Consider the following 26,364-nt stretch of genomic DNA (forward strand, 5'->3'; position numbering starts at 1 on the left):
ACCCAGATTAGGCCGGGTTCGCTGGAATCCCTATGGCGACAACTGCCAAATTAGAGGACATTTAGCGCCTCGAATCGGGAGGAGTAAGCATGACTAAAAAAGTTGCAGTAATTCTGTCCGGCTGCGGCGTCTACGACGGTGCGGAAATCCACGAAAGCGTGATCACCCTGCTGCGCCTCGATCAGCGCGGTGCCCAGGTACAGTGCTTTGCACCCAACATTGCCCAGATGCATGTGATCAACCACCTGACCGGCGAAACGATGCCCGAATCGCGTAACGTGCTGGTGGAGTCGGCTCGCATTGCCCGCGGCAGTATCAAGGACCTGCAAGAGGCCGATGCCAAGGACTTCGATGCCCTGATCGTGCCCGGTGGTTTCGGGGCAGCAAAGAACCTGTCGAATTTTGCCACCGAAGGCGCAGGCTGCCACGTGCACCCAGACGTGCTGGCCGTGGCCGAAGCGTTCGCCGAAGCCGGTAAACCGGTGGGGCTGATCTGCATTTCGCCGGCCCTGGCAGCCAAGATCTATGGCCCGGGTGTGATCTGCACCATCGGCAACGATGCCGGCACCCGCGCAGCGATCGAAAAAATGGGCGGCACCCACCAGGAATGCCCGGTTGATGAGATCGTCGAAGACACTGCACGCAAGCTGGTAAGCACCCCGGCCTACATGCTGGCCCAATCGATCAGCGAAGCAGCCGCGGGTATCAACAAGCTGGTGGACCGGGTGCTGGAGCTGGCCTCGCAGGACGACTGAGTCGCCCTACCCCGGAAACTCGCGTGCCAGGCGCGTGAGGATGCGGTCCAGCGAGTTGGCGAATGCCTGCTTCTCGCGATCACCGTAAGGCGCCTGGCCACCCCCCACCTGGCCCTGCTCACGCAGATCGGTAAACAGGTTACGCACCGCCAGGCGCTCGCCCATGTTGTGTGGGTCAAACTCACGCCCACGTGGGTCGAGCGCGGCGACACCCTTCTTGATCAGGCGATCGGCCAACGGCACATCGCTGCAAATCACCAACTCGCCTGGAACCGCATGTTCGACGAGGTAATCGTCGGCAGCATCCGGGCCACTCGGCACCACGATCAGCCTGACACACGCAAACGCGGGCTTGATCTGGCTTTGCCCAGCGACCAACACCACCTCGAGTTGACGCTTGAGGGCGAATTTGACGACCTGATCCTTGGCTGCCTTGGGGCAGGCATCGGCATCGATCCAGACACGCATGGTTAAATTTTCCGGAAGAACAGGCGAACAGTATCCCTGCTCGCCTGTTCGGCTTCAAATCAACTGACCTGCACCCGGCGCTTTTCAGCCAGGCGGCTGCGCCCATACAGTGTCGCAACCGCCAGCAGCGCCACAGCCTGGGCCGCCAGCGAATAGGCGTCAGCGTGAATGCCCAGCCAGTCGAACTCAAAGAACGCCACAGGCCGAGTACCGAAGACACCGGCCTCTTGCAGCGCCTTGACCCCATGCCCGGCAAACACCACCGAAAGGGCGCAGAGCAGGCCGGCATTGATGCTGAAGAACAGCGCCAACGGCAGCTTCGCCGAGCCACGCAGAATCACCCAGGCCAAACCAACCAACAGCACCAGTGCCGTGGCCCCACCAGCCAGCACCGCGTTGTGGCCCGCCGGGCCCGCTTGCAGCCAGAGGGTTTCGTAAAACAGCACGACCTCAAACAGCTCGCGGTAAACCGAAAAGAATGCCAGCAAGGCAAAGCCAAAACGCCCACCGCCACTGACCAGGCTGCTCTTGATGTAATCCTGCCAGGCCGCCGCATGACGACGATCATGCATCCACACGCCAAGCCAGAGCACCATCACACTGGCAAACAGTGCCGTGCAGCCTTCAAGCAGTTCGCGCTGGGCACCGCTGACATCAATCACATAGGCGGCCAATGCCCAGGTTGCCAACCCTGCCAGCAACGCCAGCCCCCAACCCATGTTCACCCCGCGCACCGCTGCGGCCTGGCCGGTGTTGCGCAAAAAGGCAATGACCGAGGCCAACACCAGAATGGCCTCCAGGCCCTCGCGCAGCAGAATCAACAGACCGGAAACAAAGCTCAACGACTGGCTCAGGCCGCCGCCACCGAGCAGTTCTTCGGCTTTGGCCAGCTTGCTCTTGGCAACCTCAAGCTTCTGGGCAGCCTGAGCCACTGGCAAACCGTCCTGCAGCGACTGCCGGTAAGCCATCAACGCCCGCTCGGTGTCCTTGCGCGCGTTGGTGTCGAGGTTATCAAGCGAGCTTTCGACCAGTTCGAAGCCCTCCAGGTAGGCGGCAACGGAAAGGTCGTAGGCCTGTTCGCGATCACCGGCCCGGTAAGCTGCCAGGCTCTTGTCCAGCGTACTGGCGGTATAGCCCAACAGCTGAGAGGCGCCACGCTGCACCTGCGGCGGCTGGGCTCGCTGGGCGCGGAACACGGCGACGGCCTCAGCCCCTTCGTTGGCCTGGACCTCCAGAGGGGTATGCCGCGCCAGATCAGCGAGGTTGAATTTCCTGTCACTCTTGGCCTTGGCCGGGTCGGCGGTGAAGCCTGCGATGTAGGCAGCCAAATCCCAACGCTGACGCTCATCAAGCTGATCGGCAAACGACGGCATGTCCGTGCCTTCGATACCCAGGCCGAGGGTGTTGTAGAGGTCAAACAGGCTCAAGCGATCCAGCCGTTCGCTGCTGGTCAGGTTGGCAGGCGGCGGCGTCAGGCCTACACCTGCCGGGCCGTCACCCACACCGTTGTCACCATGACAGACAGCACAATGCTGGGCATACAACGGGGCGCCACGAACAGGGTCAGGCGTGATGACCGGTGCCTGGCTTACCTCGTACGCCGCCGCCAACTGAGCCCCCAATTGCCGGGCCTGAGTGGCCACCACGGTTGCTTCCTCACGCTGGCTGACCGCCTCACGCAATTGCGCCACACCCTGCTCCAGTGCCTGGCGCTCAGGACGCTGCGGCAGCGCACTGATCAAACCCTGCAACACCCCCAGGAATTCAAGCTGCTCACGGTACTCAGAAGGGTCAACCACCTTCCCTGCCTCAACGGTTGCCGGGTAATCGGCGCCAATGTAATCGAGCAGGTGCAATGCCTGGGCGGCGCCCTCAACCGTACCGGCAAACAGAGAGGTGCTGCTCAACGCCAACACTGGCCAAAGCAGCCAGGCAAGTAAACGGAAGCGGGAAGTCATGAGCGAATCTCGAACAAGAATGCGTGGCATTACATTGTTCACTTCCATTGATTCACACTCAAGGCTTGCGAAGGTCTGCCTTGAAAAAAATTGTCACAAAATCAGGGGTAAACGCCCTGCGTGTAATCCGCCGCCCGTCGAGTCGTATTCTCTGATGGCAAAACAGGAAGACCCCGAGTCAAAACGCCATTAATTAGCCAGCAAATTGCGCTTATAATGCCGCGCCATTTCATATAGCGAATGGAAATTTAGGCTCCTCTGTTAATGAGGATTTGGAACTAGCCGTTCAAAGGGATAACAGCCTCCCGCCTGTTGTGGCTCTTCATTGATCAGGGAAGAAGGTTTCAGATGGCATCCCGTGTCCTTACCGTCGCATCACTCTGTGCGATCGTCCAACTCACTGGTTGCGCGGCTTTTCGCAACTACGACAGTGAACTCCAACAAACCAACCAACACTTGAGCAGTGGCAACGTCGATGCGGCCCTCGCTTTGTTGGAAAAAAACAATAAAGGCGAAGACAAGGACCTGCTCTACTACTTCGAGAAAGGCGAACTGCTGCGCTCCAAAGGCGATCTGGCGGCCAGCCAACAGGCGTGGCACCAGGCCGACAATGTCGTGTTCAAATGGGAAGAGTCGGTAAAGCTGGACACCGGCAAGTACCTGGCCCAGTTCGGCAGCTACCTGGTCAATGACAAGGTGCGCCGTTATGAAGGCTACGACTACGAAAAAGTCATGCTCAGCACCCAGATGGCGCTGAACCTGCTGGCCCTGAATGACTTCGATGCTGCCCGTACCGAAATCAAGAAGACCCATGAGCGTGAAGCGGTCATTGCCGAACTGCGCGACAAGGAATACCTCAAGCGCGAAGAAGACGCCGAGAAAGAAGGCATCAAGACCGAGTACAAAGACCTGCAGGGTTATCCGGTTGCCGCGCTCGACGCGCCAGAAGTGGTCGGTTTGAAAAACAGCTACCAGAGTGCCTTCAGCCACTACCTGTCCGGTTACGTCTATGAAGCCTTGGGCGAACGTGGTCTGGCCGCGCCTGGCTACCGCAAGGCTGCCGAATTGCGCCCGAACACCCCACTGTTGGAGCAGGCGCTTCTCGACCTGGACAAACCTGCGGCCAAAAACAACGACAGTGACGTGCTGATCGTGGTGCAAAGCGGTCTGGCGCCAGCCCGTGACTCGATTCGCGTGCCGTTGCCACTGCCCATCAGCGGTAATCTGGTGATCACCCCGCTCTCCTTCCCGATTATCAAGGAAGACACTTCCACTCCGCGGTTTTCGCAGATCGGGCTGGACAGCAACACCCTTGAGCTGACGGCCCTGAACAGCACCACCGCCATGTCTCGCCGCGCCCTGCGCGATGACATGCCCGGTATCATCCTGCGCACCAGCGTGCGTGCGATCAGCCGCGGTGTCGCCCAGAAGCAGCTCAACGACACCAACCCGCTGGCCGGCCTGGCCGTCGGCATCGCCTCGGCTGTCGTCGAAGGTGCCGACACCCGCACCTGGCGCACCCTGCCAGACGATACCCAAGTGGTCCGCGTACGCATGAGCCAGGGCGAGCATACCCTGAGCCTGCCTTCGAACCTGGGCGGCACACAGGTCAAGGTCAAAATCGAGCGGCCCTATCAGGTTGTGACTCTGCGCGTGGTCGGCAGCCAAGTCTACGCCGGCGGCCCTGCTACCCAAGTCATCCCGAACACCGCTGCCCAGGCTGTCGCCAGCATCAAGTAACCCAAAGGAAGCGCCATGCGAATCAAACTCCTCGCCGCCTTGACCACCGTTGCCCTGCTGGCCGGCTGCGCGACCCCGCCGCCACCAGCACCCGGCAGCGCCGCCAGTAAAGTCGTGGTCATGGGCAAGTTGAAAAACATTGAGGTCGGCCAGATGCGGGTTGCCCGCGAGAACGGCTTTCTCACCGTCAAGGTGTCACTGAACAACACCAGTAGCAGCAACAAGGCGATGTTCTACCGCTTTGCCTGGCTGGGTAACGATGGCTTCCCTGTAGCCGACGAAGAAGGCTGGAAAACCCTGACCCTGTACGGGTCGCAATCCAGCATTCTGCCGGCCATCGCGCCCGTGCCACAAGCCACCGACTTCCGTCTCGAAGTCCAGTCGCAGTAATTCGATTTTCAGGAGATCCATTTTATGTTCGCACGTTTTTCGATCCTCGCCGTTGTCGTCGCCCTGGCCAGCGGTTGCGCCAACAACTCCCCTGTTCTGGGTGGCAAGAACATTGGCTACGGTGACAGCAAGGCCGTCGAGCTGGTCACCAACGAGTTCGGCTCCACCGACTTGCAAATGATCGCCGAGAGCATGACCCGGTCACTGGCACAGTCCGGCATCCTTCAAGGCCGCCCTGTCGTGCAGGTCTACGATGTGAAGAACAAGACCAGCGAGTACATTGATACCCGCGAAATCACCACATCGATCAAGACCCAGCTGATGAAGTCCGGCACTGCACGCTTCGCCAGCGACAACACCCAGATGCAAAGCCAGGTCGACCAACTGAAACTGCAGAACCAGAGCGGCCTGTACAAGAAAAACACCGTGGCCAAGACCGGCAACATGATCGCGGCCAAGTACCGCCTGGAAGGCTCGATCAGCTCGATCGTCAAACGCAGCAGCGACTACAAGGACGTCTTCTACAAGTTCAGCCTGCAACTGATCGACGTCGAAAGCGGTCTGGCCGAATGGATGGACGAAAAAGAAATCCGTAAGACCACGGAGCGCTAAGCAATGCGTGCATGGATTGCAAGCCTCGGCCTGGCGTGTGCGTTCAGCGCACACGCGGCCCCTAAAGTCGCGGTCACCGACCTCGCCTATCAGGAACGTGTGGAGGAATACATCCACACCGTTTCCGCGCAACAGAGCTCCAACGCAAGCATGTACTCGGCCAACAGCTCATCGAGCTACAACGAGTACGAGAGCAGCCAGAGCTACGTCGAGCAGACTGAACTGCGCAAGTTCAGCGGTGACATCAAGGGTGAGATTCTCAAGACCGGAATGTTTCAGCTGGTACAAGGCACACCCTATACCGCCAAGGCCAAGGAAGACGTCTACGACGTCATCAAACGGATCAAGAACGGTAATTTCAAGGGTGCTGACTATGTGCTGTTCGGCACCTTGTCGGACATCGACTTCCAGCGTGATATCACCTCGCTGGATCGCACTGACAGTTACTCCGCAGTGCTCGGCCTGACCCTGGTCGCCGACTTCAGCCTGATCAACACCAAAACCTTCGAAATTACCTCGGCGTTTACCGCCATGGGCGAAGGCCAGGACACCAAGCTGGTCAATGGTGACGATGTGCGGGTCACCCTGAACCGGCCACGTGTGGTCCGTGAAGTCTCCAAGGAGCTGGGCATGGATGTGGCTCGGCAACTGAGCGAGCAGCTTGGCCAGGCAATGCCGGAACACGAGCGGCGCCCGATGCGCAACAACCTGCCGCCGGACGAACCGGCGCAGATCCTGCGCTAAACAACAAGAAAGGCGACCCTGGGGTCGCCTTTCTTGTTTCTACCGGGGCAGTTGGCGCCCGGAACTCAGACCGGCGCCCGACGCAGGGTCGCCAGCAGCGCAGCAGCGCCCACGAACAAGCCGGCAAAGGTACGGTTCATGCGCCGCTGCTGCTTCGGAGTACGCAGCAAACGCAGCACCCGTGCCGCCAAGCCGGTGTAACCCGCCATGACCAGCAGGTCGACCGCCACCATGGTGGCCGTGATGATCAGGTACTGCGGCAGCAGGTCCAGGTGCGGGTTAATGAACTGTGGCAGTACCGCCAGCATGAAGACCAGCGCCTTGGGGTTGCTGATGTTCACCAGAAAGCCGCGGAACACCAGGCTCAGTGGCTTGCCAATCGGCCGCACGGCGGCGTTGTCACTGAGGTCGGCGGGCAACGCACGCCATTGTTTGACGGCCAGGTAGACCAGGTAGCAGACCCCGAACCACTTGATGAACTGGAAGGCCGTGGCGGATGCCGCCAGCACCGCCCCCACGCCCGCGGCGATGATCGCAATCTGCATGATCAACCCCAATTGCAGGCCCAGCGCATTCCAGTAGCCCCGCCAGAAGCCATACTGCAGGCCACAGGACATCGAGGCAATGGCGCCAGCGCCCGGAGACAGGCTAATCACCCAACATGCAACAAAGAACGCCAACCATGTTTCCAGCGACATGACACACCTCAGCGGGGACTCTAGTACAAAGCCCAACGCTAATGCGCCGCTGGAAAAAACGCCACGGTTTTTTTGACCGCCGATCAGTTGCCCTTCGGCGCGTCCTCACCCACCAACGGTAGTGCATCAGCGCCGCGCCAACGCCGTACCGACTTCTGGAAGAACTGGCTGTTGGGCACCTGCACCAGTGCACCGCCGGTCTCGGGCAGCTCGACCAGCGTGGTGAACAACAAGTTGATGGCAATGACACGGCCTTTGACACCCGGCTTGTCAGTGGTATCCACCAGCTCGACCACATCACCCAGACGGAACGGCCCAACAGTGAAGATCAGCACCGCGCAGAGCAGGTTGGACAGCACACTCCACATGGCAAAGAACGCGACTGCTGCGACGGCGACAAACCCCGACAGTGCGGTCCAGAGCACGGTGGCCGACACCCCCAGACGCTCCAGCACGACAATCAGTGCGCTGCCCATGATCAGCCAGCGCAGGCCACCGCGCAGCGGCATTATCAACTCTGGCGGCAACGGGTAGCGTTGCGCCAGTCGGCTCAAACAGCGTGCGACCACACGCTGCAGGAAAAAGGCCGCGACCAGGATCAGCAGGATCTGCAAACCGAGCCACAAGGGCTCGATCCACTCCACCGGCAGTAACTGTCGCAACGCCGCCATCACGACAGTGCCTCCAGCTCCGCCTGCATGGTCTCCAGCACTTCCAGCGCCTCCATCCAGGCCTCCTCCAGCTCGGCCTCACGGCCCTTGAGCTGGGCCTGGCGGGCCAGCAGCTCACGCAACTCATCCTTGCGGGCAGCTTCGTAAAGGGCACTGTCGCCGAGGCTGGCTTCGACTTTCGCCAACTGCTCATGCACGGTGCCCAGCTCACGCTCGAGCTTTTCCGCTTCGCGCTTGTGCGGCGCCAACTGCTGGCGCAGCGCTGCCGCCGCCTGACGCTGGGCTTTTTTGTCGCTCTTGTCGGCGTTGGCCGGTGCACTGCTGACCGGGGCATTACGCTGACGGTACTCCGCCAGCCAGCGGGTGTAGTCGTCCAGGTCTCCATCGAAGGTGTCGACCTTGCCGTCGGCCACCAGCAGGAACTCGTCGGTGGTGCTCTTGAGCAGGTGACGGTCGTGGGATACAACCAACACTGCACCGCTGAACTCCTGCAACGCCATGGTCAACGCCAGGCGCATTTCCAGGTCCAAATGGTTGGTCGGTTCGTCGAGCAGCAGGAGGTTCGGCCGCTCCCAGGCAATCAACGCCAGCGCCAAGCGGGCTTTCTCGCCACCGGAAAAATTCAGTACCGGCTCGTCGAGTCGACCACCACGGAAGTCGAAACCACCCAAGAAGTCGCGCAAGGTCTGCTCACGCTCGGTCGGTGCCAGGCGTTGCAGGTGCAGCAATGGGCTGGCTTTGCTGTCCAGCGAGTCGAGTTGGTGCTGGGCGAAGTAGCCCACCACCAGGTTCTCACCGCGCACCAGGCGTCCAGCCAGCGGCTCAAGCTCGCCTGCGAGGTTCTTGATCAGGGTCGACTTGCCCGCACCGTTAGGGCCAAGCAAGCCGATGCGCGCGCCTGGCGTCAACTGCAGCTTGACCTTCTCCAGAATGGTTTTATCGCCATAGCCCAGCCGCGCTTCAGAAAGGTCGAGCAAGGGGCTGGAGATTTTCTCTGATTCGCGGAAGGTGAAGTCGAACGGCGAGTCGACATGGGCCGCCGACAACTCCTCCATCCGCTCCAGGGCCTTGATCCGGCTTTGTGCCTGACGAGCCTTGGTGGCCTGTGCCTTGAATCGGGCGATGTACTTCTCCATGTGCGCACGTTGGGCCTGTTGCTTCTCATAGGCCTGCTGTTGCTGCGCCAGGCGTTCGGCACGGGCACGCTCGAACGCGCTGTAACCACCCCGGTAGAGGGTCAGTTTGCACTGCTCGACGTGGGCTACATGGTCGACCACCGCATCAAGGAAATCGCGGTCGTGGGAGATCAACAGCAAGGTGCCAGGGTAACCCTTGAGCCAGTCTTCCAGCCAAAGGATTGCATCCAGGTCAAGGTGGTTGGTCGGTTCGTCGAGCAGCAACAGGTCAGACGGACACATCAGCGCCTGCGCCAGGTTCAGGCGCATCCGCCAGCCGCCGGAAAAGTCACCTACCCGGCGTTCCATCTGCTCATTGCTGAAGCCAAGGCCCGCCAGCAACTTGCGGGCACGGGCATCAGCCGTGTAACCGTCGGCACTGTCGAGTTCGATATGCAGGCGGGCCACTGCTGTACCGTCGTGAGCCGACTCCGCTACCTCCAGATCGCGCTGGATGGTGCGCAGGCGCTCATCACCATCGAGCACATAGTCCACGGCCAGGCGCTCGAGGGTATCGACCTCCTGACGCATATGCGCGATACGCCAATCGCCTGGCAGCTGACAGTTACCGGCGTCGGGCGTCAGCTCACCGCGCAGCAATGCGAACAGGCTGGATTTACCGGCACCATTGGCGCCGATCAGGCCGGCTTTCTGGCCGGGGTGCAGCGTGAGCTCAGCGCCTTCTAGCAGGCGCTGTGGACCACGCTGTAAAGTGAGGTTCGATAGTCTGATCATAATGGCCGCGAAGTCTACCAGCTTCGCCGCCAACTGGCGCGAGTGGGACCATGTACACCGACCTGTGGAATTTTGCCGTGAACCTCTATGCCCGTCCAAGGGTGGAAGCGGCCTGCCTGAGCCTGCAGCACCAGGGGGGGAATGTCTGCCTGCTGCTCTGTGCTACCTGGCTGGAAGCCCGTGGTGTAAAGCCCGATGCCTCACGCGTGGCACAGTTGCAACAGTTGGCCGAACCCTGGCACCGTCAAGTGGTGACGCCACTACGCTCACTGCGCCAGCAATGGCGCGAAGCGGCAAGCCTGGACCCAGCGCAGGCTCGCCTGCGCGAACAACTCAAGGCACTGGAGTTGGCCGCTGAACGCGAGCTGCTAGAGCGCCTGCAAGCGGCCTCGCTGGCGTGGCCAGTCGCAGAAGTGACTGAGTCGGATTGGCTGGAACGACTGTCGCCGGATGGCGTTAAGGCGTACCGCGACGCGTTGCAGAAGCTACGCGTCGCGGCAGCAAGCACTCAAGACGCGGTCGACGGCGACTGAGCAGCAGGGGCTACCGGGCTTGCAGGTGCAGCCGGTTGTGCAGCGGCGGCTGGTGCTGGCGTGGCCGGACTTGCAGGCTTGGCAGCGACAGGCTTGGCTGGGGCTTTGGCAGCAGGTTTCGCAGCCGCTCGAACTGGAGCCTTGGCCGCGGCTGGTTTGGCGGCAGGCTTGGCTGGGGCTTTCGCAGCGGCAGCTGGTTTGGCAGCAGCCTTGACTGGCGCCTTGGCGGCGGCAGGTTTAGCGGCAGGCTTGGCAGCAGCGCGAGCGGGGGCTTTGACCGCAGCAGGCTTGGCAGCAGCAGTTTTAGCGGCAGGTTTGGCCGGGGCCTTCACCGCTGTGGCTGGCTTGGCTGCAGCTCGGGCAGGTGCCTTGGCGGTCGCAGGTTTGGCCGGCGCTTTGGTTGCAGCCGGTTTGGCAACTGCTTTGGCAGTGGTCGGTTTGCTGGCGGCGGTAGCGGTAACCGCTGCCTTGTCGCTACGCAGGGTCAGGACTTTGCTGGCAGCCTCTTTTACTTTACCCACGCCCTGGGCAAGCTTCAGGCTTTCCTGAGCATCGCGCTTGAGCTCAAGGATATAGGTGCGGGTTTGTGCCTGACGCTCCTTCAATGCATCGAGCAATTCCTCAAGCTCCGCTACGGCATTCTTGGCCTTGTTCTGTGCCTTGGCCTTGCCTGCAGTGGCAGCGTCCTGAAGTTTGAGGCGCGCTTTATGAAGTTTTTCCTGTGCCTTGCCACGTTGTTTTTCCAACTTGGCCAACAGTTTTTCTGCATCAGCCAGCGCTTGCGAGCAGGCGTTTTCCAAATGCTCAAGCAGGCTGCTGGAGAGTTGATGGAGCAGGTGTAACGGCGTACTTACTGGCTTCTTATTGGCCGACATGGCTTACCTCCTGGCTGATGTAGTTGCGGCTCATACTAGTCTTCTGCTGCTATCGCCGCTAGGGCATGTTGACCGTAATGGATGCGCCGCGTTGCATGCCTGGGCAAAGTGCGTATCGTTGCCGCTGGAGGCAAGTGTAGATGCTGCTGGAAACACTGCCGATAAAGCCTTGGACAATACCTTCAGGCTGGCATAATTGTGCTTCTCCGAAACCTGGACCCTTGCCATGCCGCGCTACTTTCTACTGCCGTTTCTTGTCTTGCTGTCACCGGCCATGGCGCAGGCAGATGGCAATGCCAACGACGCTCATGACCTTGCTTACAGCCTGGGCGCCAGCCTCGGAGAACGCCTGCGCGAAGAAGTCCCGGACCTGCAACTCAAGGCATTGATCGACGGCCTGCAACAGGCCTATCAGAACAAGCCACTGGCCCTGAGTAAAACGCGTATGGAGGCACTGCTCAGCCAGCACGATGCCCAGGCCAACGACGCCGCAGAACAGGCGCAGAGTGAACAGCTACTCGGTGTTGAACGCCGCTTCATGGCCACTGAACGTGCCAGGGCCGGCGTACGAGAGTTGCCGGAAGGTGTCCTGGTCAGCGAGCTGGTAGCAGGCACTGGGGCCAAGCCCACCAGCGGCGGCAAGGTTCAGGTTCGCTATGTCGGCACACTTCCAGACGGTACGGTCTTCGACCAAAGCGAACAACCGCAGTGGTTCAGCCTGAACAGCGTGATTGAAGGGTGGCAGGTGAGCTTGCCGCAGATGGCGACAGGCTCAAAATGGCGGCTGGTCATTCCTTCAGCGCTCGCATATGGCGCTGAAGGTGCCGGGGACTTGATTGCGCCGTACACGCCTCTGACGTTCGAGATTGAACTGCTCGGCGTAGCAAATTGACGGTTCAGGCCTGAACCGCGCCCTCTTCCTTGTGCGCGTTGTGCAGCACCTCGATCAGGCAGTCTTCCAGCTCAAAACGCTCATGCAACAGGCCGCCCAGTTCCTGGAGTTTCTTGGCGAAACGCTCGGGGTCGTTGCAGTTGCCTTTGTCGCAGTGATCGTTAAAGGCAAGGGCAATCTGGGTAATGTCGTCGATACGCGGGCTGATCTGTTCGGCCAACTCCAGGCTGCGGTTATCACCAAAAGCCTTGGCCTCGCTGACCAGTTGCTCCTGCACCTCGAAGTGCCAGGCCGACACATAGTCCACCAGCACCGCACAGAAATCCCGATTCATGTCCTTGTCGGCGAAGGCCGGCTTTGCATCGCGCAGCTTACGGAAGGCTTCCACCAGTTCCGCCCGCTCCTCCAGCCAGCGGTCAATCAGCCGATGAACCCCACCCCAGCGTTCCTGAGCATTCTGACAACTGTCGAGCATGGCGATCTCTTCCCTTCAGGGTCGTGCTGCACTACACCGCGTCACGCATTGTTGTGACCGGTTGAAAGCAGCAAACCGGCATAGCGTAGTTTTTTTGTCTGCGTGCTGGGGAGATTATTCCCGTGCGCCCATGCCTTCAAGGTACGCAGGCGACAAAGTTCATACAAGTGTTTAATCCTGCGACGTAGCGCCGCTCATCTACAAAGCTGTTCCAGGTCAATCGAATCAGCGACTTGCGATACTGCCGAGCATGCTGCCAAGGGGTCAGAGGCGTGCCATTCGCCTACGGACCATCCGTATACGCAGGCCAACAAACGTCACGGTCAGGGTAAAAAGCGTCAAGACCATGAACGCCAGCAGGCTCCATTCAGGAACACTCAGGTCCATGAAGGTCCAACTGATTCGCACGCAGTCCGGGCTCCCCAGCAGCATGGCCTCCAGTACCTGACTCCAGGACCGTGTGTAGACCAGGTAGCCCAAGGGCGGATGACACTCCATTTCAGGCACGAATGAAGCACTTTGCAGCCAGATATGCCGGGCCGCCAGCAAGACCCCGAGCACGGCACACACCAAGGCCACAGCAGCGTAGCGACACAGCCCACGCAGTCGTGGTCGCTGCAGTAACGCGCCCAGACAGATAATGGCGAACAACGACAGCAGGATGCGCTGGCTCAGGCACAAGGGGCACGGCACCAGGCCGAGACCTAACTCCAGGTAGAACGTCCCCCCCAATATGGCCAGCGATGCCACAAAGGCCAGGAGGAACAAGGAGCGCAAACGAACCAACGGCATGAAGAATTCCAAGGGCGGAATGAAGGGGCATCAACGGTAGAGGAAAGCCACAACCCCTTTCAATACGAGCCCTTCGGGACTCTTCGCCAACAAAAAGCAGAAAGTACGGCAAACCAGAAGGGACTGACGAGAGGCCGCCGAAGGCACAATAAACCACACGCCGTAGGAACAATTACCCAGTCGTACAGACCCGCCGTGCCAGGCGGGCCTGCACACAGTGTTGCTAGCTGCGAACACCCTCAGGCAAGGGTAGCGCCAGCAGACGCTCGTCCAGCAGCACCAAGCCTTCCTGAAACAACTGATTGCTGCGCTCGGTATCACCCAACCCCGCCAGCAAACGCGCCAGCTCGGCACAGGTCTCGGGGTTACGCTGCAGGTTCAGGCTGCTTTCCAGGTAGTCACGTGCCTTGCCCCACAGGCGGTTTTGCAGGCACAGACGACCGAGGGTCAACAACAGGCTTGGGTCATCGGGGTGCAGCTTCAACCAGCCTTCGGCTGTCTGCAACTGACGTACAGGATCTTCACCCCGGACCAGCCCATAAAGACGGGCGAGATGGCTCTCGTACTGACGTTTGAGTGCCGTACGCAACGCCTTTTCAGCCTGAGCCTCGGCACCCAACTGGCGCAGTTGCTCGGCGTAGGCCAGCACCAGTTGCGGCTCCTGCCGCTGCGCCGAGGTCAACTGTTCCCAGGCACGCGCCAATGATTGAAGCCCGGTCTGGTCGTCGTTTTCACGGCGGGCTGCCAGTGACAGGTTCTCACCCCAGGCGCGCTGCTCCAACTCGCTCAGCTCGGCAGCCGGCAGGGCTTTTTCCTTGCGCAAGGCCGGAAACAAACGGATCAAAGCAGACCAGTCGCCGCGCTGTCGATGCAGGCCTTGCAACTGGCGCAGCACCTGAACACTGTGCGGATGGCGATCATGCATGGCTTGCAGGGTCTCCAGCGCTCCATCGAGGTCGCCACGGTCGGTTTGCAACTGGGCATGACTCAGGGCGATGGCCAGTTCGGCCTGGGGCTGACGCTCCAGGGCACGCTCCAGCAGGTTGTCGCAGTCTTCGGTACGGCCAAGTTCGTTGGCAGCACGGGCAGCACCGAGGTAGTAGAGCAAGGGCTGACGCTCAGCTTCGGCGGCACGGTGCAGGTTGCGCTGGGCGCTGGCCCAACGGCCTTCGGCCAGATCCAGTTGGCCCTGTTCGATGGCCAGGCGAGTACGCCGGTCGCGGTTGCGCCGAGACCATGGGTTGACCACCCCACCAGAGACGAACACCACACTGATCAGGTAGCGAACAAGCAAAAACAGCAGCCACACCCCAAGCAACACCGCCAGCGTTGCCCACACACTGGACTCATAGCGGAAGAAGTTGCCGTAGGAAATCAACACGTAGCCACTGTGGTGTGCCATGCCGATACCTACCAGCGCGGCCACCGCAATCGCCACGACCGTCAACAGGTAGACACGCTTCATGGGCGCGCCTCCTCAGCTGCCTTGCCGGCTGGCACTTCTTCGGCAGGCAGATGACGACGCTCGATATACGCCTGAACCGCACTCAGGCTTTGCGCCAGATCCGGCGTGACAACCGATACCGGCGCGTCAGCCAAGGCCTGCAAACGCTCAAGCATGATCCGGCTTTGTGCATGATCAGGGTTGAAGTTGGCCAGCAGCACGCTGCGCGCTTCTGCCAGCGCCTGGGCATACACTTTCGGCTCACCATTGAGCGCAGCCCACTGGGCTTGCTCAAGCGTCAGGCTCAAGGCCAGACGAACCTGATTCAGCGCCTGCCCGGCCAACAATGGCCGGATGTTTTCATCGGCATTGAAATCGATGCGAATGTAGCGGGAAATCTTGTCCCACCACTGCGACCAACGGCTTGCGCCATCACCATCGGCGATCAAGGCTGAATCGCCTTCAGCCTTGACCTGGAAGTCTGGGGCCAGTGCGCTCAACTGCACCACTTGATCACGCAGCGCGGCCAATTGCAGGAACAACCCAGTGCGGTCTGGCTGCTCTACGCTGTGCAGTGCGGCCAGGCTATTGGCCAACTGCTCGCGGGCAGCGAAAGCACCCGGGTCGCTTTGCTCACGCAGAATGTCATCAGCACCCTGAACCAGGGCGCGGGCACTGGCAATGTCCTGCAGCGCCGACAAACGCAGGCTGGCCAGACGCAACAGGTGCTCAGCCTCTGCCAGCCGCCAGTCTTTGCGGCTCGCCCCCAACACACTTTCCAGGCGCTGACTCAAGCGTTGCTGGTCGCCCTGCAACTGCGCGACCAGGCGGCGACGGTCTTCCAGCTCGGCGGCCGGTGGCAGGCCGGCAAGCTGCGCCGAAAGCTGCTGCTCACGTGTTTGCAGAGCCTCGGCCAAGGTGTTCAGCGCTTGCAAGTGTTCGCCCTGGGCCTGATCGGCGCCTTGAAGCTGACGTACTTGCCATACGCCCCAGCCCCCCACGGCTACACCCGCGGCACCCAGCAACAGCGCGAGAATCGCCAAACCATTACCGCCGCGCTTTGCCGCCGCGGCAGGCGTTTGTTCTGGCGCCTCGGGCGCCGACTGCACTTCATCGTTGGGCAAGACAGTTTCGCTCACGTATCCATCCTTTGCATTGAGGCACGTCGCCAATCAGCTTAGCGCCTTAGAGGGCAGGTGCAGGAGTTTCCCGCAACGCCGCCAGCAAGGCCGCGGCATTGGCACCGCGACAATCTATTACATTCAGGGCACCGGCTGCACGGGCCTGGGCTGCCACCCGAGGGCTCGGCACAAAAATAGGCAACCGCGCCAACTGCGGCCAGTCCTCGCCGGCCAATTGCTGCAAATGTTCAAACCCTTGGCCGCTGCTGACCACCAGGCCATTCAAACGCTCTTCCTCGACACGCTGCTGCAATGTCGACGGCGGGTAGACAGGCAGGCAACGTCGGTACAATTCGAGGTAGTCGACACTAGCACCTTGTTCGGCCAAACGCTCGGCCAACAACTCACGCCCGCCCTCACCGCGCATGATCAATACACGCGCATCGGGCCGGTTAATCGCCTCATGCAAGGCGGGCAACTGCAAAAGTGCCTCGCTGTCATCGCCAGTGCGGGGGTAATGCACCTCCCGGCCATGCGCTTCCAGAATCTGCGCCGAAGCAGCGCCGACCGTGAACCAGGCTTGCTGCGGCGGTTGTGGCCAGTAGTGATCCAGCTGCGCCAAGCCCAGGCGCGCCGCCGGTTTGCTCACGACGATAACCGCACAGTAGCGATCCAGGTGAGCCACCGTGCTGCGCTGCGCGGCATCAAGCGCCAGTGGTTCGATTTCCAGCAAAGGCAAACTGCTGCTGAAGACGCCGCTCTGCGCAAGCGTTTGCGCCAGCGCTGCACCGTCTTCGGCCGGCCGCGTAAGCAGCAGACGCCAGCTGCTCACGGGTGACCGGCCTCGCCATAAACAGCCTTGAGGATCTCACCGGCCCCCTGCTTGAGCAGGTCTTCGGCGACCCGAACACCCAGCGCCTCGGCATCGGCGCGTGGCGCACGCGCTTCGGCGTTGAGCAACGTGCCACCGCTGGGTTGACCTACCAGGCCGCGCAGCCATAGCTGATCACCTTCAAGCACGGCATAACAGGCAATCGGTACCTGACAACCGCCGTTGAGGTGCTTGTTCAACGCCCGCTCGGCGCTGACACGGTCGGCGGTGTCGCGATGGTGCAGCGGCGCCAGCAACGCATGGATTTCACTGTCGGCACTGCGGCATTCGATACCTACGGCACCTTGGCCGCCGGCGGGCAGGCTGTCATCGACACTGATGGTAGAGCTGATACGGTCTTCAAAGCCGAGGCGGATCAAGCCGGCAGCCGCCAGGATGATCGCGTCGTACTCACCCGCATCGAGCTTGGCCAGGCGGGTATTGACGTTGCCCCGCAGGAAGCGGATTTGCAGGTCGGGGCGACGCGCCAGCAACTGTGCCTGACGGCGCAGGCTGGAGGTACCGACCACGCTGCCCGCCGGCAGGCTTTCGAGGTTTGGGAAGGTATTGGAAACAAACGCGTCGCGCGGGTCTTCGCGCTCGCAGATGCAATACAGGCCCAGGCCTTCGGGGAAGTCCATGGGCACGTCTTTCATCGAGTGCACCGCAATGTCGGCTTCGCGCTCAAGCAGTGCAGTTTCCAGTTCCTTGACGAACAGGCCCTTGCCGCCAATCTTCGACAGCGGCGAGTCAAGCAGCTTGTCACCGCGGCTGACCATTGGCACCAGCGTCACCAGCAGGCCGGGATGGGCTTCCTCTAGACGGGCTTTGACATATTCAGCCTGCCAGAGGGCAAGGGCACTTTTGCGGGTGGCAATGCGGATTTCGCGAGTGGACATGGAACGATCCGTACGAGAGAGTTGCTACGGATGATAACAGCTCAGTCCAACGCGCTAGCAGATCTAAATCATCGGATAAGGTCGCCGTCCTTGGCACGATTCGCTCCAGCACTGTCCTTTAGAGCTGCTGCATCATCTTGCGCACGCCCGCCACATGCCGACGGCTGACCACCAGCGCATCGCCATTGAGCCCTTTCAGATAAAGCTGGAAATGCCCTAGCGGCGTGCGCTGCAGGCGTTCGATACGGTTACGCGCGACCAACGCATTGCGGTGGATACGGACAAAGCGGTCACCGAACTCATCCTCAAGGGCCTTGAGTGGTTCATCCAGCAAGACTTCGCCGGACTCATGGCGCAGGGTGACGTATTTGTGATCGGCGATGAAGTAAATGACTTGATCCAGCGGGATCATTTCGATGCCTTTGCGGGTTCTCGCACTGATATGACTGCGAGGCCCGATGCCGCTCTCAGCGGCCGGGCGCGTCAACGCCGCCAACTGCACCCGGCTGGGACGCTCGGCCCTGCGCAAGCTGTCCCGCAACTCCTCGGCGCGTACCGGCTTGATCAGGCAGCCCAGGGTACTGTCTTTGAATACGTTTACCGCGAACTCATCATCCGCCGTACAGAACACCACCGCCGGTGGTGCTTCACGCTCGCACAAGCGACCTGCCACCTGCAGGCCATCCAGGCCTGGCATACGAATGTCGAGCAGGACGACATCAGGTTTAAGGCTGTCGATCAGTGCCAGGGCCTCTTCACCATTGGTGGCGCTAGGCTCCAGCACGGTATAGCCCTCAAGCTCGCCGAGCATGCGGCTCAAGCGTTCGCGGGCTTGGGGTTCGTCATCAACGATCAGGACATTCATATTGCGCTGGATTCCTGCGTGAGTCTCGCACAAGGATAGCGTAGACAGGTGAAGTGACGACCGTCACGGCGATCCACGCTCAGACTCGCACGATGGCTAAAAATTCACTGGGTCGGCAGTAAAGATGCCAATCCTCAGTCCAACTGTAGACGGTTGCCGGAACGCTGCCGTTCATTCGCCAAATATCCTGTCAAGAACACACCTTCAACGGCGACAGCCAGAACCTCGATCACCCATTTATGCCGACCGCCGAACGCCGTCAATGCTGCCAATCCTGCTATTATCGGCGCCACTTTTCCCGTTCACGCCTTCAACGAGCGAATCCATGAGCACTGACAAGACCAACCAGTCCTGGGGCGGCCGCTTCAGTGAGCCCGTCGACGCTTTCGTCGCCCGCTTCACCGCTTCCGTCAACTTCGACCAGCGCCTGTATCGCCACGACATCATGGGTTCGATCGCCCACGCCACCATGTTGGCGAAGGTCGGCGTTCTCACCGATGCCGAGCGCGACAGCATCATCGACGGGCTGAAAACCATCCAGAGCGAAATCGAAGCCGGCAACTTCGACTGGCGCATCGACCTCGAAGACGTTCACATGAACATCGAGGCGCGCCTGACCGATCGCATCGGGATCACCGGCAAGAAGCTGCACACCGGGCGTAGCCGTAACGACCAGGTTGCCACCGATATCCGCCTGTGGCTGCGTGACGAAATCGACCTGATCCTCGCTGAGATCACCCGCCTGCAACAAGGCCTGCTGGAGCAAGCCGAGCGCGAAGCGGAAACCATCATGCCGGGCTTCACGCACCTGCAGACCGCGCAACCAGTGACCTTCGGCCACCACCTGCTGGCCTGGTTCGAGATGCTCAGCCGTGACTACGAGCGCCTGGTCGACTGCCGCAAGCGCACCAACCGCATGCCGCTGGGCAGTGCCGCACTGGCCGGTACCACCTACCCGATCGACCGTGAACTGACCTGCCAACTGCTGGGCTTTGAAGCCGTGGCCGGCAACTCGCTGGACGGCGTCTCTGACCGCGACTTCGCCATTGAATTCTGCGCTGCCGCCAGCCTGGCGATGATGCACCTGTCGCGCTTCTCCGAAGAGCTGGTGCTGTGGACCAGTGCGCAATTCCAGTTCATCGACCTGCCTGACCGCTTCTGCACCGGCAGCTCGATCATGCCGCAAAAGAAAAACCCGGACGTGCCAGAGCTGGTGCGCGGTAAGAGCGGCCGTGTATTCGGCGCCCTGACCGGCCTGCTGACCCTGATGAAAGGCCAGCCACTGGCCTACAACAAGGACAACCAGGAAGACAAAGAGCCGCTGTTCGACGCCGCCGACACCCTGCGCGACTCGCTGCGGGCCTTCGCCGACATGATCCCGGCCATCAAGCCGCGTCATGCGATCATGCGCGAAGCCGCACTGCGCGGCTTCTCCACCGCCACCGACCTGGCTGATTACCTGGTACGGCGCGGCCTGCCGTTCCGTGACTGCCACGAAATCGTCGGCCATGCAGTGAAATACGGCGTCGACACCGGCAAGGACCTGGCGGAAATGAGCCTGGACGAACTGCGCCAGTTCAGCGACCAGATCGAGCAAGACGTATTTGCCGTCCTGACCCTGGAAGGCTCGGTCAACGCCCGTAACCACATTGGCGGTACCGCTCCAGCCCAGGTACGGGCTGCGGTGCAACGCGGCAAGGCCCTGCTGGCCAGCCGTTAAGCCTCGATACAGGCTCACCGGGCAGCACGGCGAGCCTGTTTCAACTCAGCGCTTGCCGCTGCGAATCATCTCGAGGAAGGCGGGCATCTGCGCTTCCTTGTCCGCTGCGATCTTCTGCACATGCGGGCTCTCCTTGAGCCGGGCGAACAGCGCCTTGGCCTGCGGGAAGTCTTCCAGCAAGTCCTGACCAAATATCTTGAGGCCGACACCGCGCGCCAGATCGACACTGTAGAAGAAATACAGGTCGGCCAGGGTCAGCGTGTTACCAGCAACGTAAGGCGAGAACACGCCGTTGCGCTTGAGGGTATCGAGCCCCGCCAACAGTTCGCGCTTGGCCTTTTCCTTGATGACCGCATCCACCTGCATGCCGAAAAACGCCTCGGGGTAACAAGCTCGCGCCGGCAGTTCGATATACAGCTCGATTTCCTTGGCCAGCTCGCGCACCTTGGCACGCGCATAGGCCTCGGCAGGCAGCAAGGCATGCTCAGGATGCACCTGCTCGATGTACTCGAGGATCACGCTGGTCTCACTGATAAAGCCGTGCTCGGTTTCCAGTACCGGGACCTTGCCGCATGGGCTGATCTGCAGAGCGTCATCGCTCTGGCCGCCGTTGAACAGTACCTCGTCAAAGGGCAGGCCCTTTTCCAGCAGTGCCAGTTTGACCATGTTGTAGTAGTTGCTGACTGCAAAACCATGAAGCTTGAGCATGAAAACAGCCTCCAGGCCGTAAGGAGTTGGCGCGGGGTGTTATAGAACGATTGGCCCGGGCTGACCAGCATCATGGATAGTGTCGATACTGCGACATGACCTGTGCGCTCATGGCAAACTGCAGGCTCAACGCGAGGAATCACCATGAGCGAACAGAACAAAATCGACAGCGACGACGAAGAAACCTTCGCCGAAGCCACCCTGACCCAAGCCATCGAGAACCAGATCGAGTCCGGTGAGCCGCCGGCCGCCAAGGCGGCTTTCAACAAGCTGACACTGGTGGGCTATGAGCGCGAAGACATCCTCAACCTGATGGCTCATGTGCTGGCTGTCGAGATTGACGCCATGCTCGATGAAGACCGTGCATTCAACACCGAATGGTACGAAACTGCACTGCGCGCACTGCCCGAACTACCGCCGGAAAAAGACTGAACTACACTCCAAATCCAGGCATCAGTTACCAAGGTGCCAACCGCAAATTCAGGAAATGTCGGAGTACCTATGTCATTTACCCCCGAGTTGGTTGCCGAACTGGAAATACTTGCACTGTTCAACCTGGCCAATACCCAGGAAGGCCTGAAAATTCACACCAAGACGGCAGCGCCTCAAGCCATTGCCGCCGCGAAACGCCTGCATGACAAGGAACTGATCACCCAACCCGATGGCGGTTACCTGACCAGCCTGGGCCTGGACGCCGCCGAGCATGCACAGCAGCTGCTGACCATCCTTAACGTGACCGAAACAGCCTGAATACCCGCCGACACCTTCACCGGCAAGCCTCACGCGCCAGCGTCTTGCACGACCTTCGGGCCGTACACGACGCTGCACCGCCCACGAAAAAATGGCGTCAAAAACCAAATACGGCTTAAACCGACTGCATTACTAGGGCTAAACTCGCCAGTGCTAACTGACGTTCCCTTGTCGAGCCTGTAGGCCGGTTTGAATCCATAATGAACCACCCCTATGAAATCCGCCCGGACCTGGATGCAGGCATCGACCGCAAGGTGCTCAATCAGTTGCGCGCGCGTTTTCTGCGCCTGAACGAAGGTCGCCTGGCACGCGCAATGGACGGTTTGTCGAGCAGACAGCAACTCGTCCTTAACCTGCTACCGCTGCTCTTCCACGTCAATCACCCACTGTTTCCCGGCTATGTCTCAGGCTCTACCCCAGCGGGTGTCTCCGGTTACGAGCCCGATGCACAGCAGCTGACTGAAGCGCAGCGCCTGACGCGCTCGTTCAGCTACCGGCCTCGCCACGGCAACCCGCCACGCCCCATTCATGGGCTATTCCTGATGGGCAGCCTCGGCACCCTGGCCCAAGCCGAACAAAGCGACATGGATGTGTGGGTATGCCACGCTTGCGACCTGGACGACACCGCCCTGGCCGAGCTGCGCAAGAAGTGCACGTTGCTGGAGATCTGGGCCGCCAGCCAGGGCGCCGAAGCACACATGTTCCTGATCGACCCGCAGCGATTTGTTCAGGGCGAACGCAACACCAGGCTCAGTTCGGAAGATTGCGGCACCACTCAGCATTACCTGCTACTTGATGAGTTCTACCGCACCGCCATCTGGCTGGCCGGCCGCACACCGCTTTGGTGGCTGGTACCTGTGCACGAAGAAGCGCGCTATGCCGAATTCACCCGCACGCTGCTGTCCAAACGGTTTGTCCGCGAAGAAGAGGTTCTGGATCTTGGCCATCTGGCCCATATCCCGGCCGGCGAGTTCATCGGTGCCGGGCTCTGGCAGTTGTACAAAGGGATTGAGTCGCCCTACAAATCTGTACTTAAACTGCTACTGACCGAAGCCTATGCCAGCGAGCATCCACAGGTACACTGCCTCAGCCTGCAGTTCAAACAGGCCGTGTTCGCCAACCGCCTGGACCCAGACGAACTCGACCCCTACGTGATGGTTTACCGGCGCATCGAGCGCTACCTGAAGGCCAGCGGCGACAGCCAACGGCTGGAGCTGGTGCGACGCAGCCTGTACCTGAAGGTCAACAAGAAACTCAGCAACCTGGCACGCCAGCGCGTGAGTGGCTGGCAACGCGAGCAGCTTGCACGCCTTTGCCAGGAATGGGGTTGGGACGAACGCCAATTGGCCCTGCTCGACAGCCGCAGCCAATGGAAAGTTCGTCAGGTCGAGAGCGAGCGGCGGGTGCTGGTCGATGAGTTGAACTACGGCTACCGCTTTCTCAACCAGTTCGCACGCAGCCAACAGGCGAGCAATCGCATCGACCAACGCGACCTCAACGTGCTTGGCCGACGCTTGCATGCAGCTTTCGGGCGCCGGGCCGGCAAAGTCGACTTCATCAACCCAGGCGTGGCCCCTGACCTGGCCGAAGACACCCTGACGCTGGTCCAATCAAGTACCGGCAACGCACCGGAGCGGGTTCAATGGACACTCTACAGCGGCAACCTCGGCCCACAGGAGTGGGAGCACTTCGCCCCGATCAAACGGTGCCGCGGGTTGCTTGAACTGCTGACCTGGGCCCATCGCAATGGCGTGATCGACAGCAGTACGCGGCTAGCGCTGTATCCAGGCAGCAGCGACCTGAGCGAGTACGAGCTGTTCAACCTGCTCGGCAGCCTGCAGCACAGCGTAGCCCTGCCACTGCCCCGTGTCAGTGAGGAACGCCTGCTGCAACCCAGCGTAGCCGAGGAGGTACTGTTGCTGGTGAATGTCGGCATCGACCCACTGCGCCAACACCGCGACCTGAACATCCTGATGACCACCGAGCGTACCGACTCGCTGAGCTACGCTGGCGTGCGCGAGAACCTGGTACTGACCCTCGACCAGGTCACACTCAACAGTTGGAACGAAGTGCAGGTTCAACGCTATGACGGCGAACATGCCCTGCTGCGCTGCCTGCGCGATTACCTGAGCAGCCTTGAGCGCGGCGCACCTGCGCCACGCTTGAGGGTACGCTGCTTCTGTCATAACCGGGCCCAGGCCATTGCCCTGCGTGTCGAAGAAGTGTTCATGAGCGCTCAGGCACTCCTTGAGCAACCCCTCGAGTACCGCTACCTGATTCAGGTTCAGCAGCATACCCACGTGCTCAACCTGCAACCTGGCGCAACCGAAATAGCCACACTGAACGACCACGCGGCCCTTATGGCGTATCTGGGCCAGGAGCGGAGCAGTTACAGCCACCTGCACCTGGATGCCAATGCACTGCAGGAGCATGACCTGGCACAAGTGCTTGCGCTTGGCCAGCCGCACGCCCTTCAGGTGTTCTACCGCCTGTGGGATGACTGGGCCGATGTCTACGTGCTGGATGAGCATAACGTGTTGTGGCAGCAACGCCTGCCGATGCATGACGAGAGCAGCCTGCTGCTGCCCTTGCAGCGCTTTTTGCAGGCGGTGGTTTTTCGTCAGAACGCGCGTCGGCCACTGGCGCAAGGCTCGCTGGCAATCCATTACTACCAGATTATGCCCTCGGGCGGAGGCCGCGCGCGCCGGGTCGAACCCCGCCCCGCGCCACAGGACAGCAGCGGCAGGTTTTTCTACGACGTACAGGCGATCCTACAGACGAGCGCAACCGAGTCAGCCCACGTCACGCTGTACTGTAATCAAAAGGAATTTTCAGCGCTCGACCATGGCGACCAACTGTATGCCATGGTTGCGCGCGAGATCGTCGAGCAGCGCCGTGAAGCTGCGCCCTACCGCTGCTACATCACTGACCTGGACCTCTCCGACCTGCTCGCTGAAAGCCCAGGTTCAAGCATCCGCTACCTGCGCTACAAGGACGAACTGGAGGCGCGCCTGAACGACGCCATGGCCCTGCTCTAAGACAGGCTCAGAGGTCAAAGTCACCAGCGGCTTCCGGCTGGTACTCAACCTCCAGCAGCTTGAGCTTGAGGGTCTTGCCGCCCGGTGCTGGCCAATCGATCTGCTCGCCGACCGACAGGCCCAGCAATGCGCAGCCAATCGGCGCCAGGATCGATACGCTGCCTTCGGCACCCGCATCCTTCGGGTAGACCAGGGTCAGGTGATAGTCCTTGCCACTGGCTTCCTCACGGCAATGCACGCGGGAGTTCATGGTCACCACACCGGCCGGGACCTCCTCGTGACCGACCACCTGCTCGGCGCGGTCCAGCTCGTCCTGCAAGGCGAGCACACCCGGCACGTTTTCGTCGAGGCTATCGATCAAACGCTCAAGACGTTGTACGTCCAATCGGGTGAGGATAAGGGAAGGCTTGGTGCTCATGATCCAGTCAGACTCCTTTTTCTAGGCGATATAAAGAAAAACCCCGCCCAAGGGCGGGGTTTTCAGGAATTCGGCAGTGCCGATATACGTTCGACACTACCACAGCCCGGCAAATACACAAGAGGGGAGGCAGGCAGCCCTGGCTCAGCGAGCCTCGGCCTGGGTGCGCCGGGCACCTGCTTCGCGGCAAATCTGACGACGCTGCTCGTCATCCGCCGAACGCCACTGGCGAATATCCTCGACATGCCGGAAACAACCCAGGCAGACCTTCTGCTCATCGAGCCGGCACAGGCTGATACACGGCGAAGGCACCGCCGGGCTGACATTGCTGTACAGCGGCTTGGCCGGTTTGCTGGCAACACTCATTTCAAATCTCGTCGAAGTCGAGCTTCTCGCCAGACTGCTCAAAGACGATGCGCACCAGCATTTCGCCCAACAGTTCGTCAGTGGTATCGCACATCCACTTCTTGCTTTCCGGGTCGTAGTCGAAATGGAAACCGCCGCTACGGGCAGCCAGCCACAGCTGACGCAAAGGCTCCTGCCGGCTGAAGATCAACTGGCTGCCATTATCGAACTTGATGGTCAGGACACCGGCCGAATTTTCCATGTCCAGGTCCAGGCCGCTTTCGTCGAACAGGTCTTCCAGCGCCTGCTGGGTGGCATCGACCAGGTCATGAAAACGTGCTTCGCTCAAACTCATTGCAAGAACCTCGAAATTTTCTGCTCACGCGCAAGCCGGGCACGATACGAGGCCAGCGCGACGAATGCAAAGGATACCGACCACCGCCCCTGTCCGATGGCGGGCAAGCCACATAGGCAAGGCGCTGGGCGCTCGGTATACTCGGGCGCAATACTGCTTATTTCAAAGGATTTCGCCATGAAGCGCCTGATCTCCTCCCTCGCGGCGCTCGTCGCGGTTGCCTGCCTCGTCTCCGCCTGTGGTCAAAAGGGTCCTCTGTACCTGCCTGACGACAGCAAAGATGGCAAAAAATCGCAATCGCACCAGCACCAATAAGG

General features: G+C 60.7%; 29 protein-coding genes and 1 pseudogene. 12 read left to right on the top strand and 18 right to left on the bottom strand.

The genetic code is table 11. The annotated features are described in order from the left end of the window. Positions 1-89: 89 nt before the first annotated feature. The gene (gene elbB, locus EKA13_RS02815; protein ID WP_065758025.1) at positions 90-755 is read left to right on the top strand and encodes an isoprenoid biosynthesis glyoxalase ElbB; all 666 of its coding nucleotides are present in this window, start codon (positions 90-92) and stop codon (positions 753-755) included. Positions 756-761: 6 nt separating this feature from the next. On the opposite strand, the gene EKA13_RS02820 is transcribed toward elbB, so the two are convergent. Both EKA13_RS02820 and EKA13_RS02825 read right to left on the bottom strand, forming a co-directional pair. Continuing rightward, positions 762-1,223, bottom strand: coding sequence for a YaiI/YqxD family protein (locus EKA13_RS02820; RefSeq protein WP_065758026.1), 462 nt, complete (start codon positions 1,221-1,223; stop codon positions 762-764). A gap of 59 nt (positions 1,224-1,282) precedes the next feature. Further along, positions 1,283-3,181: a cytochrome c/FTR1 family iron permease gene (locus EKA13_RS02825; RefSeq protein WP_065758071.1), complete on the bottom strand. Its 1,899-nt coding sequence runs from the start codon at positions 3,179-3,181 to the stop codon at positions 1,283-1,285. A 348-nt stretch (positions 3,182-3,529) separates the two neighbouring features. Between EKA13_RS02825 and EKA13_RS02830 the strand changes: the two genes are divergently transcribed. Genes EKA13_RS02830 through EKA13_RS02845 form a run of 4 tightly spaced genes read left to right on the top strand, consistent with a single transcriptional unit; the run spans position 3,530 to position 6,667 of the window. After that, positions 3,530-4,921, top strand: coding sequence for a COG3014 family protein (locus EKA13_RS02830; RefSeq protein ID WP_065758027.1), 1,392 nt, complete (start codon positions 3,530-3,532; stop codon positions 4,919-4,921). Between the two features lie 15 nt (positions 4,922-4,936). Next, positions 4,937-5,311, top strand: coding sequence for a YcfL family putative periplasmic lipoprotein (locus EKA13_RS02835; RefSeq protein ID WP_065758028.1), 375 nt, complete (start codon positions 4,937-4,939; stop codon positions 5,309-5,311). A gap of 24 nt (positions 5,312-5,335) precedes the next feature. After that, on the top strand, positions 5,336-5,923 hold the full coding sequence (gene lpoB / locus EKA13_RS02840) for a penicillin-binding protein activator LpoB (RefSeq protein WP_065758029.1): 588 nt from the start codon (positions 5,336-5,338) through the stop codon (positions 5,921-5,923). A 3-nt stretch (positions 5,924-5,926) separates the two neighbouring features. Next, on the top strand, positions 5,927-6,667 hold the full coding sequence (locus tag EKA13_RS02845; protein ID WP_065758030.1) for a penicillin-binding protein activator LpoB: 741 nt from the start codon (positions 5,927-5,929) through the stop codon (positions 6,665-6,667). 65 nt (positions 6,668-6,732) lie between these two features. Here EKA13_RS02845 and EKA13_RS02850 read toward each other — a convergent pair whose 3' ends face one another. The 3 genes from EKA13_RS02850 to EKA13_RS02860 form a co-directional block, all read right to left on the bottom strand. Beyond that, the gene (locus tag EKA13_RS02850) at positions 6,733-7,365 is read right to left on the bottom strand and encodes a LysE family transporter (protein ID WP_065758031.1); all 633 of its coding nucleotides are present in this window, start codon (positions 7,363-7,365) and stop codon (positions 6,733-6,735) included. Positions 7,366-7,448: 83 nt separating this feature from the next. After that, entirely contained in the window at positions 7,449-8,036 is a 588-nt protein-coding gene (locus tag EKA13_RS02855; RefSeq protein WP_065758032.1) for a mechanosensitive ion channel family protein, read from the bottom strand. Continuing rightward, entirely contained in the window at positions 8,036-9,946 is a 1,911-nt protein-coding gene (locus EKA13_RS02860) for an ATP-binding cassette domain-containing protein (protein WP_065758072.1), read from the bottom strand. Before EKA13_RS02860 ends, EKA13_RS02855 begins: the two co-directional genes overlap by 1 nt. A gap of 50 nt (positions 9,947-9,996) precedes the next feature. On the opposite strand from EKA13_RS02860, the gene EKA13_RS02865 reads away from it, so the two are divergent. Then, a complete protein-coding gene (locus EKA13_RS02865) occupies positions 9,997-10,479 on the top strand; it encodes a TIGR02444 family protein (protein WP_065758033.1) in 483 nt (160 codons plus the stop codon). Here EKA13_RS02865 and EKA13_RS02870 read toward each other — a convergent pair. After that, a complete protein-coding gene (locus EKA13_RS02870) occupies positions 10,455-11,354 on the bottom strand; it encodes an AlgP family protein (protein ID WP_065758034.1) in 900 nt (299 codons plus the stop codon). The genes EKA13_RS02865 and EKA13_RS02870 overlap by 25 nt on opposite strands. 226 nt (positions 11,355-11,580) lie before the next feature. Here EKA13_RS02870 and EKA13_RS02880 point away from each other — a divergent pair, with 226 nt between their 5' ends. Next, positions 11,581-12,246, top strand: coding sequence for an FKBP-type peptidyl-prolyl cis-trans isomerase (locus EKA13_RS02880; protein WP_065758035.1), 666 nt, complete (start codon positions 11,581-11,583; stop codon positions 12,244-12,246). A 4-nt stretch (positions 12,247-12,250) separates the two neighbouring features. On the opposite strand, the gene EKA13_RS02885 is transcribed toward EKA13_RS02880, so the two are convergent. From EKA13_RS02885 to EKA13_RS28255, 8 genes and pseudogenes are all read right to left on the bottom strand, one after another. Beyond that, a complete protein-coding gene (locus tag EKA13_RS02885) occupies positions 12,251-12,721 on the bottom strand; it encodes an Rsd/AlgQ family anti-sigma factor (RefSeq protein ID WP_065758036.1) in 471 nt (156 codons plus the stop codon). 264 nt (positions 12,722-12,985) lie between these two features. Further along, positions 12,986-13,513 (bottom strand): disulfide bond formation protein B, encoded by a 528-nt coding sequence (locus EKA13_RS02890; protein ID WP_065758037.1) that lies wholly within the window; start codon positions 13,511-13,513, stop codon positions 12,986-12,988. A 223-nt stretch (positions 13,514-13,736) separates the two neighbouring features. Next, a complete protein-coding gene (locus EKA13_RS02895) occupies positions 13,737-14,978 on the bottom strand; it encodes a heme biosynthesis HemY N-terminal domain-containing protein (protein WP_065758038.1) in 1,242 nt (413 codons plus the stop codon). Continuing rightward, complete coding sequence (locus EKA13_RS02900; protein ID WP_065758039.1) at positions 14,975-16,096, bottom strand: uroporphyrinogen-III C-methyltransferase; 1,122 nt, start codon at positions 16,094-16,096, stop codon at positions 14,975-14,977. Before EKA13_RS02900 ends, EKA13_RS02895 begins: the two co-directional genes overlap by 4 nt. A 46-nt stretch (positions 16,097-16,142) precedes the next feature. Beyond that, the gene (locus EKA13_RS02905) at positions 16,143-16,910 is read right to left on the bottom strand and encodes a uroporphyrinogen-III synthase (protein ID WP_065758040.1); all 768 of its coding nucleotides are present in this window, start codon (positions 16,908-16,910) and stop codon (positions 16,143-16,145) included. Continuing rightward, on the bottom strand, positions 16,907-17,848 hold the full coding sequence (gene hemC / locus EKA13_RS02910; RefSeq protein WP_065758041.1) for a hydroxymethylbilane synthase: 942 nt from the start codon (positions 17,846-17,848) through the stop codon (positions 16,907-16,909). The genes EKA13_RS02905 and hemC overlap by 4 nt, the downstream gene beginning before the upstream one ends. A gap of 118 nt (positions 17,849-17,966) precedes the next feature. Further along, a complete protein-coding gene (locus tag EKA13_RS02915; protein ID WP_065758042.1) occupies positions 17,967-18,713 on the bottom strand; it encodes a LytR/AlgR family response regulator transcription factor in 747 nt (248 codons plus the stop codon). After that, positions 18,710-18,817 (bottom strand): annotated as a pseudogene (locus EKA13_RS28255) (sensor histidine kinase); the annotation flags it as partial. The gene EKA13_RS02915 and the pseudogene EKA13_RS28255, both read right to left, overlap by 4 nt. A 221-nt stretch (positions 18,818-19,038) precedes the next feature. On the opposite strand from EKA13_RS28255, the gene argH reads away from it, so the two are divergent. Further along, complete coding sequence (gene argH / locus EKA13_RS02920; protein ID WP_065758043.1) at positions 19,039-20,433, top strand: argininosuccinate lyase; 1,395 nt, start codon at positions 19,039-19,041, stop codon at positions 20,431-20,433. 45 nt (positions 20,434-20,478) lie between these two features. On the opposite strand, the gene EKA13_RS02925 is transcribed toward argH, so the two are convergent. Then, positions 20,479-21,141, bottom strand: coding sequence for a glutathione S-transferase family protein (locus tag EKA13_RS02925; protein ID WP_065758044.1), 663 nt, complete (start codon positions 21,139-21,141; stop codon positions 20,479-20,481). 144 nt (positions 21,142-21,285) lie between these two features. Between EKA13_RS02925 and EKA13_RS02930 the strand changes: the two genes are divergently transcribed. The 3 genes from EKA13_RS02930 (at position 21,286) to EKA13_RS02940 (ending at position 24,929) form a co-directional block, all read left to right on the top strand. Continuing rightward, a complete protein-coding gene (locus tag EKA13_RS02930) occupies positions 21,286-21,573 on the top strand; it encodes a hypothetical protein (RefSeq protein WP_065758045.1) in 288 nt (95 codons plus the stop codon). A gap of 69 nt (positions 21,574-21,642) precedes the next feature. Beyond that, positions 21,643-21,891, top strand: coding sequence for a TIGR02647 family protein (locus EKA13_RS02935; RefSeq protein ID WP_065758046.1), 249 nt, complete (start codon positions 21,643-21,645; stop codon positions 21,889-21,891). 200 nt (positions 21,892-22,091) lie between these two features. Further along, a complete protein-coding gene (locus EKA13_RS02940; RefSeq protein WP_065758047.1) occupies positions 22,092-24,929 on the top strand; it encodes a class I adenylate cyclase in 2,838 nt (945 codons plus the stop codon). A gap of 7 nt (positions 24,930-24,936) precedes the next feature. Here the strand turns inward: EKA13_RS02940 and rnk are convergent, their stop codons facing one another. From rnk to cyaY, 3 genes are all read right to left on the bottom strand, one after another. Further along, positions 24,937-25,347, bottom strand: coding sequence for a nucleoside diphosphate kinase regulator (rnk, locus tag EKA13_RS02945; RefSeq protein WP_065758048.1), 411 nt, complete (start codon positions 25,345-25,347; stop codon positions 24,937-24,939). 144 nt (positions 25,348-25,491) lie between these two features. After that, on the bottom strand, positions 25,492-25,713 hold the full coding sequence (locus EKA13_RS02950; protein ID WP_065758049.1) for a DUF1289 domain-containing protein: 222 nt from the start codon (positions 25,711-25,713) through the stop codon (positions 25,492-25,494). Between the two features lies 1 nt (position 25,714). Continuing rightward, positions 25,715-26,047, bottom strand: a complete 333-nt coding sequence (gene cyaY / locus EKA13_RS02955) for an iron donor protein CyaY (RefSeq protein WP_065758050.1) — start codon at positions 26,045-26,047, stop codon at positions 25,715-25,717. Positions 26,048-26,224: 177 nt separating this feature from the next. Between cyaY and lptM the strand changes: the two genes are divergently transcribed. Next, complete coding sequence (lptM, locus tag EKA13_RS02960) at positions 26,225-26,362, top strand: LPS translocon maturation chaperone LptM (protein ID WP_009395706.1); 138 nt, start codon at positions 26,225-26,227, stop codon at positions 26,360-26,362. Positions 26,363-26,364: the final 2 nt, after the last annotated feature.

The organism is Pseudomonas defluvii (genome assembly GCF_001695625.1).
GTDB lineage: Bacteria > Pseudomonadota > Gammaproteobacteria > Pseudomonadales > Pseudomonadaceae > Aquipseudomonas > Aquipseudomonas defluvii.